Here is a 14,559-nt window from a genome sequence, read left to right as displayed (position 1 = left end):
GCCCGGGATGCGCGGCAGGCCGTGTCGGTTTGGAGGAGGCGCCGAAGTCGCGTAGACTTGGTCCTCGGCACGGCTTCGGCTGACAGCCTTGGGGTATGGTGTAATTGGCAACACGGAGGTTTCTGGTACCTTTGTTCTTGGTTCGAGTCCAGGTACCCCAGCCAACGAAATAACCCCCGCTCAGCGGGGGTTTTTCGTTTTCCTCGAGTCTTTCCTCGACAGGATGCTCCGGCCCGCGCCTCGCTCGCGCCGGGCATGTGCATCCCGGTCGGCTGCGAAGATCGGTGAGCTCACGGATCTTCTGGGTGCGCCGGAGTGTGACGCTGGCCGTGTGCGCATCGAGATCTGGGTGGACGGCGACGATCCGCCGGCGGGGCACGTCGCCGACGGCGGCGTGGACGTGCCGTTCTGCGGGTGGATCGACCTGTTAGCCGTGCTGTCCCAGATCGTCGGCACGCCGCGAGACGAGGACCGCCAGCTCGGTGCGCGAGCGGAGCCCGAGCTTGGCGAGGACGTTTGACACATGCGTCTCGACCGTTCGTCGCGACACGCTCAGCGCCTGTGCGATCTCGGGATTGGTGGCGCCCGTGGCGACGTGCCCCGCGATCCGCTCCTCGGTGCGGGTGAGGGCGTCCCAGCCGGAGGTCGGCCGGGTGCGCGGGTGTGTGCGGATCTGGATGCCCGCGCGCCGGAACGACGCTCGCGCGCGCACCACGTCGTAGTCGGCCCCGACCTCGGCGTACGAGCGCAGCGATGCCTCGGCCAGCACCCGGCGCTCGTCGCCCCGAGAGGGCAGCGCGCCGGCGGCGAGCTCCGCGATTCGTGCATGATCGAGGCGCCGCGGGCTTCCCGCCAGCATCCGGGTCGCCTCGAGGAGTGGATCAGCGCTCTTCGTCGCGCGCCCCCGCACGGCCAGCGCAGTGGCTCGCAGGTGGGAGACCGCCGGATTGCGGTCGGCGAGGTTCGTCAGGACGTCGACCACTTCGAGCGCGCGCTCGCGTGCGACGGCCCGCTCCGGGGAATCGGACTCCGCCATCGTTGCAGCGACGTCGACCAGCGCGAGCCCGAGCTCGGCGCAGTCCATCAGCATGTCCACCTCGTGCAGCTCTCGCCATCCGCTCCACAGCACGTCGAGGGCCGCGGCGTCGTCGCGGCCATCCGACGTGAGGCGGCTCAGCCCGAGCCAGATCCAGCTGCGCCCTCGGCCGGCCCAGGTTGCGCGGGCGGGTACCGGGTCCAGCCCGGCCGCCCACTCCCGCGCCGCGTCGGGGCCGTCCTGGCGCGCGACCACGCAGGTCCGCAGCCCGAGGATGGGACCGCCCATCCGCACATCCATCGACCCGACCATCGAACGATGGGCGTCGAGCTCGGCAGAGATGTCGGAGAGGCTGCTGATGTGGCCGCGCACCTGTGCGCCGAATGCATGGGCGGCGAGCACGCCGGTGCGGTACCCGAACTCCTCCGACACCTGCACACTGCGCTGAAGCAGCTCGAACACGTCGGCGGTGCGGCCCGCATCGGCCAGCGCCAGCGCCAGAAGCGCGTGCGGGAACGACTCGATCGACGCGAGACGGAGGTGTCGGTCGGCACGCTGCGTGGCCGACGTCAGCAGGGTGATCGCGTCGTCGAGATCACCCTGCAGATTGGCGATCTGCCCATGCAGCGTGAGAGCCATCACCTCGGCTCCGGGGTTGTCCGCCGCGGCAGCCATGGCGGCACCCTCCCGCGCCAGCCGTTCCGCCCCCGCGAGGTCGCCGAGCATGAAGCGCGGCCAGCCTGCGAAGGCGAGATGGGCCGCTCGGTCCGCAGGCTCCAGGACGTCGGCGACGGCGTACTTCTCGGACTCGTCGCGTGCGGCGATGTTGCGGTGCTGCTGCATCAGCGCATGGGTGTAGGTCGCCGAGAGTTCCGCCAGCACATCCGCAGGGACCTCGTGGCTCAGCGCGCTCTCGGCGAGAGCGGTCGATTGCGCCGCGTGACCCGCGCTCAGCGCCGCACGCGCCAGGCCCGCGGTGGCGCGCACGCTCAGGGGGTCGCCGGGCGCGACCGCCTCGACGACGCGGCCCCAGAGCTCGGTCGCGGTGGCGGGTGCGATCACGGCGGTGCTCTGAGCGAGACGCAGCATCCAGCTCAGGTCTTCGGGAGAGGTCGGCGCCTGCAGCAGATGTGCCGCCACGATCTCGGGCGGGACCTGCGCGGCGTCCAGGAGCAGGGCGATCTCGCGTCGAAGCCCGCCCCGTACCGCCGCGGGCAGATCGTGCAGCAGCACCTCCTGGATGAGCTCGTGCCGGAAGCCGACCAGATCCTGGTCGATCTCCTCGAGGAACCCCGCGGCGAACGACTCACGCAGGAGCGGCACGAGGGTGGTCACCGGCTGGTCGGCGACGATCCGCAGGTGGGCTACCGAGAAGCGGGTGCCGAGCAGCGCCGCCGAGGTCAGCAGCTCCCGTGTCGGCACGCTCAGGTGGCTGAGGTGGCGCATCATCACCATCGCGAGCGACGGCGAGGGGCCGAGCGGGGAGTCCAGCAGCGTCTCACCCCCGTCGCCGATCGTGAACGCCCCGTCACGCCGGAGCGCGCGGATCATCTCGGTGAGGAACAGGGGGTTGCCGCCCGCCGCCCCGACGTAGCGCTCCAGCGCACCGCCGATTCTCCCGCCGGTCAGGCGCTCCGCGATCGCTATGCAGGTCGCGCCGTCGAGCGGGCCGAGCTCCATCGGCACCAGCAGGTCGCGCTCGCTGAGTACGCTCAGCAGATGATCGAGTTCGGGCGGTGTCTCGTGACGGGCCTGTGTGCGCATCGATCCGAGGATGACCAGCGGCAGCTGCTCGAGCGTGCGGCTCAGACGTGCCAGCAGCCGGAGCGATGCGGCATCCGCCCACTGCAGGTCCTCGAGCACGAGCACGGTCGCGTCCGTGGCGACCATGTCGATCAGCGACAGCAGTCGCTCGCCGACCGCATGCTCGTTCTGCCGTGCGACGGTGCGCCGCCCGTCCTCATCGAGCATCGGCGCGAAGGCGTCCAGCAGCAGGCCGTGGGTGCGGCGTCGGTCCATCGCATCGGCCGACGCGTGCAGCACGGTGTGGTCCGGCGGTATCCGCTCGAGCGCCGCGGCGAGCAGCGTGGTCTTCCCGATTCCCCCTTCGCCGTGCACCAGGATGAACCTGCCGGCGACGCTGACGCTCGCGGCGACGAGCATGGCGAGTTCGGCGTCACGGCCGAGGAAGACGCGCGGCGGGCGCTGCACAGGCACCGTCGGCCCCATGGTGGTGTGCATTCGTTCGCCTCCCCATCGCCCCCCAGGACGACGCTGCGGCACTCCTGGGCAGATTCTAGAGGGCGGCGGACGCCGTGACACAGGAACCTGCGGAGCCCTTCGCCTCGCGCCTCGTGGCGGAGTGGCTGAGTGCCGCCCCGGAGGAGCGCCACCGACGGGTGCCGGGAACGATGGTCTTCGCCGACATCTCCGGCTTCACCCGGCTGACGGAGCGACTCGCGCGACGGGGGCGGATCGGCGCCGAGCTGCTGAGCGACACACTCGATGAGACGTTCGCGACCGTCCTGGCTCCGGCGTTCGAGGACGGTGCCGACCTGCTGAAGTGGGGCGGTGACGCGGTGCTTCTCCTGTTCCGTGGCGACGACCACGCCGGCTGTGCGGCGCGGGCGGCACACGGGATGCGGGCGGCGCTGCGCGACCTGGTGCGCGCCCGCGGCGCCGGGATGCTGGCGTCGGCGCCGCTGCGCATGTCGATCGGCATCCACAGCGCCGATGGCGACCCCGCGGCTGGGGGCGCCGCCGGATTCGACGTCTTCCTGGTCGGCGATCCCGTCAGCCACCGCGAGCTGATCGTCGCCGGGCCGCAGGTCAGCCACCTCGCGCTGGTGGAACAAGCCGCCGCTGCCGGCCAGATCCTGCTCAGCACGACGACGGTCGCGCGGCTGCCGTCCCGAGCGCTGGGAGCGCAGATCGACCTCGACGGCGCGGGCTCGACCGCTCGGCTGCTGCGGTCGCGCCCGCAACCTGCCGCCGGCAAGCCTCACGCCGAACCCGGGTCCCCACCCGCACGCCGCCGGTCCGACGCCGCGGCGGCCGGCATCGCGAGCGTCGCAGGAACCCTGCCGCCCGGCATCCGGGCGCACATCGAGTCGGGAGCAGCGGAACCCGAGCATCGACCGATCGCCGTCGGATTCGTCCAGTTCGCCGGCACGGACGCGCTGCTGCGCGAGCGCGGCGGCGCGGCCGCCGCGACCGAGGCGATCCACGAGGTGATCGTCGCCGTGCAGCGGGCATGCCGCAAACACGGTGCGACCTTCTTCGAGTCCGACATCGCGGTCGACGGCGGCAAGATCATGCTCACTGCGGGCGCGCCGCGCAGCGCGGGCCGCGATGCCGAACGGATGCTGCGTACCGCCCACGAGATCGCCGGTTTCCGGGGCGCACTCGCGGTCCGTGTCGGGGTGAACGCGGGTCACGTCTTCGCCGGGGACTTCGGGCCGCCACAACGGCGCACCTACTCGGTCAAGGGAGATGCCGTGAACCTCGCGGCGCGTCTGCTCGGCCGCGCGGAAGCAGGAGAAGTGGTCGCCACGACCCGGGTCCTGGCCGATGCCGGTCCGGTGTTCGACGCGGCGCCGCTGGCTCCCTTCACGGTGAAGGGCAAGCGTGCGCCGGTCGAAGCCGCCATCCTCCGCGGGGAGCGGCGAGAGACCGCAGAGGTGAGGATCCCGTTCCTCGGGCGCGAGGCGGAGCTCACCGAGATGGCGGCTGCGCTGGCCGGTGCATCCGCAGGCCGGGGAGCGGTCCTCGAAATCGTCGGCGACCCCGGGATCGGCAAATCGCGGCTCGTCGCGGAGCTCAGCATCCCGGCGCCCATGCGCAGGGTCGCCGTCACGGTCAGCAATTACGACAGCGGCACCCCGTACGCCGCGCTCGGGATGCTGCTGCGCCAGGTTCTCGGCATCGGTGTGCACGAGCAGCCCGCGACTGCCGCGGTCGTGCTGGCCGAGGTGGTGCGGCAGGCCGCGCCGGATCTCCTGCCGTGGCTGCCGTTGCTCGGCGCACCGCTCGGCCTCGACATGCCCGCGACACGCGAGGTCGACGACCTCGACCCCCGTTTCCGCCGCGGTCGGATCGAAGACACCACGATCGCGCTGCTGGCCGCTCGCCTCACCGCACCGGTCATGGTGGTGATCGAGGACGCCCATCTGATGGACGAGGCGTCGGCTGCGCTGCTGCATCGCTTCGAGGACGAGGTGCCGCGTCATCCCTGGTGCGTCATCGTCATCCGGCGCGCGACCACGGTGGGCTACGTGCCGCGCCTCACGGGCCCGCACGACAGACGGATCGCACTCGACGGTGTGCCGCCCGAGACGGCGCTCGAACTCCTCGAGTCCGCGATGGGCGTCTCACGCCCGAGTCGTCACAGGATCTCTGCGATGGCCGAGCGCGCCAACGGAAACCCGCTGTTCCTCACGTCGCTCGCCACGAGCGTGCGGACCGGTGACGCCACCGACGACCTTCCTGGTTCGGTGGAGGCCCTGCTGCTCGTCGACATCGACCGGCTCGGCGCCGCCGACCGCACCCTGCTGCGGCTCGCGGCCGTGCTGGGCGTCCGCTTCGACGGCGGCATCCTGGCGGACGTGCATGGGTCACGGATCACCGGCGACGACATCGCCACGCGGCTGCACGAGTTCGTGCGCATCGCGGACGACGGCGAGTTCGAGTTCCGGCACATGATGGTGCGGGACGTCGCCTATGCCGGGCTCCCGTACCGCGTGCGTCGCAACATGCATGAACGCGTCGCGGTCGCCCTTCAGGCTCGCGCCGGCCGCTTCGCCGGCGCGGATCTGCTCAGCCTGCACTTCCACGCCGCCGGACTTCACGGCGAGGCCTGGTCCGCGTCCCTTCGGGCCGGCGAGGAGGCGCGAGCGAAGTACGCCCACGCGCAGGCGGCGGCCTTCTTCGCGCGCGCTCTCGACAGCGCCGCGCACCTGGCGGACAGCCCCGCCGAGCGACCGAGCGTGGCGGTCTGGCTCGGCGAGTGTCTCGACATGTCCGGAGATGCGGCCGGAGCACTGGCTGCGCTGCGGCGCGCCCGCCGCGACATGCTCGCCGACCCCGTCGCCACGGCCGACACGCTCCACAAGGAGGCGCGGATCACCCTGCGCCTGGGGCGCTACCGCGCCGCCCTCGCGCAGTTGACCCGAGCGATGCGTGTGCTCGACGACGTGGACGGGACCGCTGCGGATGCGGTGAGAGCACGGATCGCGACCTGGTACGGCTTCTGCCTGCATCTGCAGGGCCGGGACGACGCGGCGGTGCAGTGGGGCCGTCGCGCCGTGGCGTCCGCTGAGGCTTCGGGAGACCAGGAGGTGCTCGCGAACGCCTGCAACGCGCTGCACCTGTCGTACGGTGCGTCCGCCATGGCCGAGGATCGCCCGTACGGGCAGATCGCGCTCGGCCTGTATGAGGAGCTCGACGATCTCAGCGGCCAGGCGCTGACGCTCAACAACCTCGCGATCGACGCGTACAACGGGGGCCGCTGGGACGAGGCGGTCGACGCCTTCGCCGAGGTCGCCCCGCGCTTCCACCGCCTCGGCGACGACGCCGACGAGGCGACCGCCCTCTACAACCGGGGGGACGTGCTGGTCGCGCAGGGCCGATGCGGCGAGGCGCTGCCCGTACTGGCAGCGTCGCTGCAGCTGGCACGCCGCGCGGACGACGAGGAGCTGGTGGGGCTGGCGCTGCGCGAGCAGGCTCGGGCGCAGGCCGCGACGGGCGATCCGAATCGAGCGTGGGCGTCGTTCCGGCAGGCCCGCCTGGTGCTGGCCGGTCTCGATCTCGCCACGGAGGTGGCGCTGCTGGACGCCGCGCACGCCGACGCCCTGGCAGCTGACGGGCGGACCACCGAAGCGCTCGCACTGCTGGACGAGGCCATCCCGCCTGCGCAGGCGAAGGCGCCCGACGCACTCGCCCGTCTGCACCGGGTGCGCGCGCACGCCCTGCTGGCCCAGGGGCGCGCCGAGCAGGCCGCGTCTGCCGCTCGAGCGGGCCTGGCGCGCACCACCGGGACGTACGGAGGATTCGAGCCGGCACTGCTCGGCCTCGCACTCGCCGACGCGACGCAGGACGACGGGCTGCGAGCCGATTCGACGCGGATGCTCGACTCGCTGGGCGTCGTGAGGTGAGCGTCGCCGCTACTTGATCGTGCCGCGCACGTCCTCCAGGAAGAGCACGACGAGTCGCAGATCGCCGGCGTTGTCACGCCTGCTGGAGACGGTGTCGGTGCAGAACTCCTGATCGGCGCCGATGACACCCTGGGCAGGGCACGTGGGCGTCGTCACCAGCTCAGTGGTCCCTGTCGGGGACCACAGGGCGCGGTACTTCGGCACGCCGCCGCCGCCGCAGAGGGACTTGTCGCACACGATGGTCATCCGCGCGGGGCTGGTGCGCGTGTACCGATCGGCCATGTCCGCGATGAACTGGGTGACGAGTGCACCGTCGCGGCAGGTCTGCCCGGCTGGGCACACCCCGAGGGACAACGCGACTCGGCCGCCGGCGCCGCTCGGCAGCGAGAGCAGACCGCACATCGGGTGTGCGGCATCCACCGTCGTGCACGCGCTGCCGTCTGCGCCCGCCGTGCCGTCCTTCAGCGCGGCGGACTCGCCATCCAGGAGGTTCAGGACGAGATCTATCGGAAAGGATGCCGTCGTGCCGGTGAGCACGGACTTGTTGTTCACTGTGCCCGCGGTGATCTGAAGCGCCGCGGCGGGGCTGGAGTACGACGTGGAGATGGTCACGGTCGAGGCGCCTGCCGGAATCGTCGCCTGCGTGGTGGCCAGCTGCCCGGGGCCTGGTGCCGTGAGGCTGACGGCCGTCGCGCTGGGGTAGGTCGCCGGTGTCGTGCCGTTCCACAGCGAGACCTCGACCACGAACGGCGTGCCGACGGCGGCGAGGACCGCCGGCATCGATGCCGCGGGCACGCCCGTCAGCTGCCCGGCGATACCCGGATCGGTGCGGGCGGTCACGGTGATCGAGGTGGGCTTGGGGATGTTGGTCGCGGAGGCCGGCTCGGCGAGAGCAAGTGGCGCCAGCAGCGCGAGCAGTGCCAGGCCGACGAAGGCGACGAGCCGGTGTCCGGCCCGGAACAGGCGAGATGACATGGCCGCTCCTCGTGTCAGGTGCTCTCAGCCTCGCGCGCGCGGGCCCGGAAAAGATCCGTGAGCTCACTGAGGTTTCGATGGGCTTCCCTCGCGCATGCTGACCCCATGGCGATCGAGTCTCGTGCTGATGCCGGTTCGGGACCGCTCAGCGAAGCGCCGCGCCCCGTGGTGCGGGGCAGCCGCATCCCCGGGCGCACCGTGCTGCTCGTGGCGTCCTTCGGGGCGCTGCTGGCGTTCCTCGACGCGACGATCGTGAACATCGCGTTCCCCAGCATGCGCGAGGACTTCCCGGACGAGTCCATCGGCACGATCTCCTGGGTGCTGAACGCCTACAACATCGTGTTCGCGTCGTTCATGATCGTCTTCGGCCGTCTCAGCGACGTGATGGGGCGCCGTCGGCTCTACCTCTTCGGGGTGGTCCTGTTCACGCTGGCATCCCTGGCGTGCGCGGTGGCGCCGTCGGTGGCACTGCTCGTCGCCGCCCGGGTGGTGCAGGCCCTGGGCGCGGCGATGCTGGTGCCGGCATCGCTGGCCGTGGTGATCGAGGGGGCTCCCGCGGGCAAGCGGGCGCGGGCCGTTGGACTGTGGGCGGCAGCCGCTGCTGTTGCGGCGGGTCTCGGCCCGCCGATCGGCGGGCTCCTCGTGGAGGCCGGCGGCTGGCGCTGGGCGTTCTGGATCAACCTGCCGCTGGGAATCCTCGCCTGGTGGCTCGGTCGTCGCCTGCTCGTGAACAGCCGGGCGCCGGGACGCCGGCGCATTCCCGACCTGCGCGGTGCCGTCCTGCTCGCCGGGGCGCTGGGCCTGACGACCCTCGCGATCATCAAGGGCGACGAGTGGGGGGCCGCGAGCGTCACGCTGTGGCTGGTGATCGGCGGCGCCCTCGTGCTGTTCGCTGCATTCGTCGCCAGCTCGATGAAGCACCCGGTGCCGGTGCTGGATCTCGCCATGATGCGCAGCCGGCCATTCCTCGTCGCCAACATCGCGACGCTCGTCGCCGGCGTCGGGTTCTTCGCCTACCTGCTCACCAACGTGCTGTGGCTGCAGTACGTCTGGCAGTACTCGGTCCTGGAGGCCGGCCTCGCGCTGGTCCCCGGCGCGCTCGTGGCCGCGATCACCGCAGGCGCTCTGGAACCCGTCGCGACGCGCTTCGGGTACCGGTGGATCATCGTCGCCGGGTTCATCGTGTGGGGGTTGGGATTCGTCTGGTACCTCACCGCGGTCGACGTCACGCCGGACTTCTGGGGGGCATGGCTGCCCGGTCAGGTGCTCAGCGGCATCGGCGTGGGCGCGACGCTGCCGCTGCTGGCGGCATCCACTCTCGCGACCCAGCCGGGCGGACGCTACGCGACAGCCTCGGCCGTGATCTCCAGCGCCCGCCAGACCGGCGGCACGATCGGCGTGGCGCTGCTGGTGGTGATCCTGGGGACGCCCACCCCGCTCACTGTCGTGGAGGATCTCCGCGAGGGCTGGATGCTGTGCATCGCGTCCTTCATGGCGGGCGCCGTGATCACACTGTTCCTCGGGCGGGTGCGGTCTTCGACCGAGGACCTCGCGGTCGAGTCGACGGATCTTTCGAAGTTCCAAGAGCCGGCGGCGGACCGCAATGTGCTGCTGCGCCGTACCCTTCCGCCGCTCGAGGAATCGCTCTTCGGCCGGCTGCCTGCCGACGTCCGTCGGCACATCGAGGCCACGGCTCCGCGGCGGACCGTGCCGGCGGGTGAGTGGATGCTGGAACAGGGGGCTCCCGCCTCGTCGATGTTCGTGCTCCTCGCCGGCCGCGCAGAGGTCGTCATCGGGGGAGCGGTCGTCCGCGAACTGGGGCCGGGCGCCGTGATCGGAGAGCTGGCTCTCCTCACCGGCGGCCTGCGCTCGGCATCCATCCGGGCGCGGCGGGACTGCCGCGTGCTCGAGGTGCCTCGCTCGGTGCTCGACGAGGCGATCGGTCAGAACCCGGCGGCACTCTCTGCCCTGGTGACGGCCCTGGCGCATCAGCTCGCCGACGCAAGCCCGCCCACAACGCGTCATGCGGCACGTCCGAGCCTGGTGGCGGTCGTCGGCGCGGATGCGCACGCACCGGTCGAGGAGGTGACGGCGCTGCTGCATCGCGGCATTTCGGCGCATCTTCGAGTCGAGGTCCTGCGCGGCCCCCGAACCCCCGAGGAGATCGATCGCGCCGAGAGTGCGAATCAGCTGGTCCTCCTCGTCGCCGCCGGTCACGACGACTGGGTCGCCCGCTGCGTCCGCGAGGCCGACACCGTGGTGCTGGTCGGCCGGACGGCCGATTCTCCGAGCGACACCCGACCTGAGATGGCACGTCGCCCGGAGCTCGTCCTGATCGGCGACGCCGACAGCGCGACGCGGCGGGCACGGCAGGCGTGGCTCGATGGGGTGGATCCGTGGCGTTTCAGCGAACTCACACAGGGCGATGTGACGGCCACCGGGATACCCCCTGCCATCCGTGGTCTGGTGGACAGGCTGGCGGGCAGATCGCTGGCGCTCGTATGCGGCGGTGGGGGAGCACGGGCGCTCACCCACATCGGAGTCCTCATCGAACTCGAGGCGGCCGGCATACACGTCGACAGGGTCGCGGGCACCAGCATGGGCGCCCTCATCGGCGGCCTCTACGCCACCGGCGCGAGCGCGGCCGAGGTCGGCGATGCGGCCTACCGTGAATTCGTGCGGCACGACATGTTCGGCGACTACGGGCTGCCGCGCACTTCTCTCATTCGGGGCAAGCGGGTGCAGCGGGCGCTCGTGCGCACCTACGGGGACTGGCGCCTCGAGGAACTGCCGAGAGGATTCCGGTGCGTCAGCACCGATCTCGTCAAGCGGTCGGCCGTGGTGCACCGCGCCGGGCCCATGGTCGACGCCATCAAGGCCTCGTCACGCCTTCCGGTGGTCTTCACGCCGATCGTCAGCGACGGTCGGCTGCTCGTCGACGGCAGCGTGCTCGACAACCTCCCGGTCGACACCGTGACCGAACGGGCAGAGGGCCCCATCATCGCCGTGAACATCTCGGCCGCCAGCGGCCGGACTGTCGCACCTGGCCAGCCACCGCGACCGGTGCGCGTGCCTGCGCTGGGCGAGACGATGATGCGCACTTTCCTGATCAACGGCGGAGACGCGGCCGGCGCCCAGAGGCTGGGCGCATGGGTCCTGACCCCGCATTCGATGGGAGCCGGATTCCTGGAGTTCGACCAATTCGACCGACTGGTCGAGTCCGGTCGCGCGGCCGCCCGGGCTCTCCTGGACCAGACCGGCGGCGACCTGTCCGGCGGCGCTGTCCGCTGACGCGGGTGCGGGTCAGCCGCCGGCCGACGTCGTCGCGAGAACAGCGCTCCTTCCACAAGGAGCCGCCCGGCGCAACCCCCTCTCACACCGCTGGAGGCGGCGTAGCCTTCACGGGAGGTTCGAGGGGCGGCACACGCATGAGTACTCCTACCGCCCTCGTCGCCGACCGCTATCGGCTCGTCAAGATGCTGGGCGCGGGCGGGATGGGCATCGTATGGCAGGCCTGGGACTCGCGCCTGCGCCGACCGGTCGCGTTGAAGATGCTGCGTACTCAGCCGGAGCTGACCGACGGCGAGCGCCAGCTCGCGACGGATCGGGCGATGCGCGAGGCCCGGATCAACGCGGGCCTGCACCACCCCCACGCGGTCACCGTCTTCGACGTGGTGGAGCACGACGGGCAGCCCTGCATCGTGATGCAGCTCATCGAGTCCACGCCGCTCTCCGAGCTCCTGCGCGAACACGGCCCGCTCTCGCCGGCCGCGGCGGCGCGCATCGGGGCGGAGGTCGCGTCCGCGCTGGCCGCCGCACACACGCTCAAGATCGTCCACCGTGACGTGAAACCCGGGAACATCCTCATCGCGGGCGACGGTTCGGCGCTGATCAGCGACTTCGGCATCTCGCATGCCCTGGGTGACGCGTCGCTCACCGCGACGGGCATGGTCCACGGCACCCCGGCCTATCTCGCCCCTGAAGTGGCGCGCGGACTGCCGACGAGCTTCGCCTCCGATGTCTTCTCGCTCGGGTCCACCCTCTATGCGATGGTCGAGGGCCAGCCGCCGTTCGGCACCGACAAGAACTCCATCGCCCTCCTCCACAAAGTCGCGAGAGGCGGGTACGCGGCACCGAAGCGCGCCGGCCCGCTCACGCCGCTGCTGCGCAAGATGCTCGCCTCCCAGCCCAAGCGGCGCCCGACCATGGCGTCGGTCGCCGATGCGCTGGAGTCCGTGCATCGCGAGAGCGCCGCCGCCCGGGAGGTCTCGGTGGGTCTCGTCGCACTCGGATTCGATGCGGCCGCCGTCGGCGGGATCGCTGACGCCGACGCTGCGACCGTGGCGGAGGACGCTTCCACGCCATCGACCACCGCGCACGCCGCCGACGCGTCGTCGACGATCCCGGTCGACGACGCCGGGCTCGAGGAGCCGGATTCCGGCCCGCCTACGCCGCCGACGATCCCGGTCGAGGACGCCGGGCTCGAGGAGCCGGATTCCGGCTCGCCTACGCCGCCGACGATCCCGGTCGAGGACGGAGGGCTCGAGGAGCCGGATCCCGGCTCGCCTACGCCGCCGACGCTCCCCGCCGCTGCCGGGTCTCCGCCCGGGCCACCGCCCGTTCCTCCGCTACCCGCAGACTCGTCGACCGTCCGGCTGCCGACCGGGAAGACCATCGCCGTCGATCAGCCCACCCGGCACGAGGCTCCGACGGCCGAGACGGAGCCGCTGCGTCCGGCCGCGCCCGCCGGCGCGGCGGTGGGTGCGATCGGCACCGCGCCGTCATGGACGACCGCGCCCCCTCCTGACGAGCCTCCCCGGCCTCCGCGCCGCCGTCGTCGGGGTCGCATCGCCGGCGCGCTGATCCTGCTGGGGGCGGTGGGGGTCGGTGCCGTCCTGCTGTTCAGCCTGCTGTGGCCGGGCGTCCAGCCGGAGGCGGATCCGACGCCCGCACCGACCTCGGTGTCGACCCCGGCCGAGGAGACGAGCCCGGCCGAGGAGACGCCCGAACCCGAGGTCGTCGCGCCCGCGCCCGCTGAGTCGGCGCCGCCCGAAGCGGAGCCGACACCGGAGCCCGCGCCGGTGTCGCCTGAGCAGCGCGTGGTCGACACGATCTCGGGGTACTACGCGATGATGCCGGAGAATCGCGACAGCGCCTGGCCGTTGATGACCGCCGACTATCAGGAGAATCATGCCGGTGGCCGCGGCGGGTACGACGCCTTCTGGTCGCAGATCTCCGACGTCTCGATCTCCGACGTCCGCGCCACGGGACCCGACACCGGGCAGGCGACGCTGACCTACTACTTCCGCGACGGCCGGGTGGCGGAAGAGGTCACCGCGTACCGCTTCACCGACGAGGGTGGCGTGCTGAAGATCGCGGCGACCGAGGTGCTGAGCAGCCAGTGAGCCGGCCGCGCCGGCGGGGATCGCCTCACACGGTGTCGTCGGCGATCACCTCGGCGGCGGCATCCTGTCCCAGCGCGAAGTAGTCGGGGTTGTCGTCGCTGTGGCCGAGCAGCATGAGTGCGACGGCGCCAGCCCATGCCCGGGCGCGGACCCAGATGTCGGGGTCGTAGTGCGATGCCGAGGCGGCGATGAAACGCCGGCGTCCCTGGGCGTCGAACGCGAGCCACGCGATCGCGAGGTCGTATGCGGGATCGCCGGCCGTCACATCGCCGAAGTCGATGATCCCGACGAGCGCGCCCTCATGGGTCACGAGGTTGCCGGGGTGCATGTCTCCGTGGATCCACACCGGCGGGCGATCCCAGGCGGCCGCCGCCAGACCGGCCCGCCACACCGTCTCGAGTCCGGTGGCGGATGGCGCGCTCAGCGTGCCGGCGTCGCGAACGGTGCGCAGGCGCTCCGCAACGGCGTCGGCGCGCGTCGCGAGGGGGGCGCCGCGAAACGGGTTGACCGGATACTCCTCCGGCGCGTCGACGTGGAGAGCGGCGAGCCCGCGGGCGAGCGTCGGCGCCCAGGATCCGCGCGCGGCGCGGGACTCATCCATGGCGCGTTCGCCCTCCATCCACGGCACGACCGACCACGCCCACGGAAAGCCCTCGGCGGGGGTGCCGTTCACGAGGGGCGCGGGAACGCGCAGGCCTGTCGGGGCGAGCCGCGCGACGACACCCGGCAGCACCGCCTGTTCGTGCAGCACGAGCGGCGCGGCGAGTGCGCGACGAGGAAGACGCACGGCGTAGGCGTCGCCGAGCCGCCAGACCTCGCTGTCCCAGCCCTCGGAGACCTTCTCGAGGGGAAGCTCGGAGGCACCCGGGATCGCCTCGGCGGCCTGGGCGGCCAGCAGGCTGCGAACGAGGCGACTGTCGATCAGGATCTCGGCGGCGGGTTTGGCTGGCACCGTACGAAGATACCGGGCGGCACGAAGGGGTTGTGTTTG

At 71.9% G+C, this 14,559-nt stretch carries 6 protein-coding genes and 1 tRNA gene; 4 read left to right on the top strand and 3 right to left on the bottom strand.

Annotated elements, in window-relative coordinates; genetic code table 11:
* The first annotated feature begins 89 nt into the window (after positions 1-89).
* Positions 90-164, top strand: a tRNA-Gln gene (locus ABG085_RS11025).
* Positions 165-427: 263 nt separating this feature from the next.
* On the opposite strand, the gene ABG085_RS11020 is transcribed toward ABG085_RS11025, so the two are convergent.
* The gene (locus tag ABG085_RS11020; RefSeq protein WP_347975789.1) at positions 428-3,277 is read right to left on the bottom strand and encodes an AAA family ATPase; all 2,850 of its coding nucleotides are present in this window, start codon (positions 3,275-3,277) and stop codon (positions 428-430) included.
* A 74-nt stretch (positions 3,278-3,351) separates the two neighbouring features.
* Here ABG085_RS11020 and ABG085_RS11015 point away from each other — a divergent pair, with 74 nt between their 5' ends.
* A complete protein-coding gene (locus tag ABG085_RS11015) occupies positions 3,352-7,188 on the top strand; it encodes an AAA family ATPase (RefSeq protein WP_347975788.1) in 3,837 nt (1,278 codons plus the stop codon).
* A 9-nt stretch (positions 7,189-7,197) separates the two neighbouring features.
* Here ABG085_RS11015 and ABG085_RS11010 read toward each other — a convergent pair whose 3' ends face one another.
* Entirely contained in the window at positions 7,198-8,163 is a 966-nt protein-coding gene (locus ABG085_RS11010; RefSeq protein ID WP_347975787.1) for a hypothetical protein, read from the bottom strand.
* A gap of 105 nt (positions 8,164-8,268) precedes the next feature.
* Here ABG085_RS11010 and ABG085_RS11005 point away from each other — a divergent pair, with 105 nt between their 5' ends.
* Both ABG085_RS11005 and ABG085_RS11000 read left to right on the top strand, forming a co-directional pair.
* Entirely contained in the window at positions 8,269-11,454 is a 3,186-nt protein-coding gene (locus ABG085_RS11005) for an MDR family MFS transporter/patatin-like phospholipase family protein (protein ID WP_347975786.1), read from the top strand.
* 137 nt (positions 11,455-11,591) lie between these two features.
* Positions 11,592-13,568, top strand: coding sequence for a serine/threonine-protein kinase (locus ABG085_RS11000; protein ID WP_347975785.1), 1,977 nt, complete (start codon positions 11,592-11,594; stop codon positions 13,566-13,568).
* A gap of 25 nt (positions 13,569-13,593) precedes the next feature.
* On the opposite strand, the gene ABG085_RS10995 is transcribed toward ABG085_RS11000, so the two are convergent.
* Positions 13,594-14,520 (bottom strand): aminoglycoside phosphotransferase family protein, encoded by a 927-nt coding sequence (locus ABG085_RS10995; protein ID WP_347975784.1) that lies wholly within the window; start codon positions 14,518-14,520, stop codon positions 13,594-13,596.
* Positions 14,521-14,559: the final 39 nt, after the last annotated feature.

Source organism: Microbacterium sp. ProA8, assembly GCF_039905635.1.
GTDB classification, from domain to species: Bacteria; Actinomycetota; Actinomycetes; order Actinomycetales; family Microbacteriaceae; genus Microbacterium; species Microbacterium chionoecetis.
This window is presented reverse-complemented; position numbering and strand designations above follow the sequence as displayed.

Excerpts from the sequence above, each read along its gene's own strand:
- ABG085_RS11000 (WP_347975785.1), top strand. The coding sequence starts at position 11,592 with ATGAGTACTCCTACCGCCCTCGTCGCCGACCGCTATCGGCTCGTCAAG.
- ABG085_RS11010 (WP_347975787.1), bottom strand. The coding sequence starts at position 8,163 with ATGTCATCTCGCCTGTTCCGGGCCGGACACCGGCTCGTCGCCTTCGTC.
- ABG085_RS11020 (WP_347975789.1), bottom strand. The coding sequence starts at position 3,277 with ATGCACACCACCATGGGGCCGACGGTGCCTGTGCAGCGCCCGCCGCGC.
- ABG085_RS11005 (WP_347975786.1), top strand. The coding sequence starts at position 8,269 with ATGGCGATCGAGTCTCGTGCTGATGCCGGTTCGGGACCGCTCAGCGAA.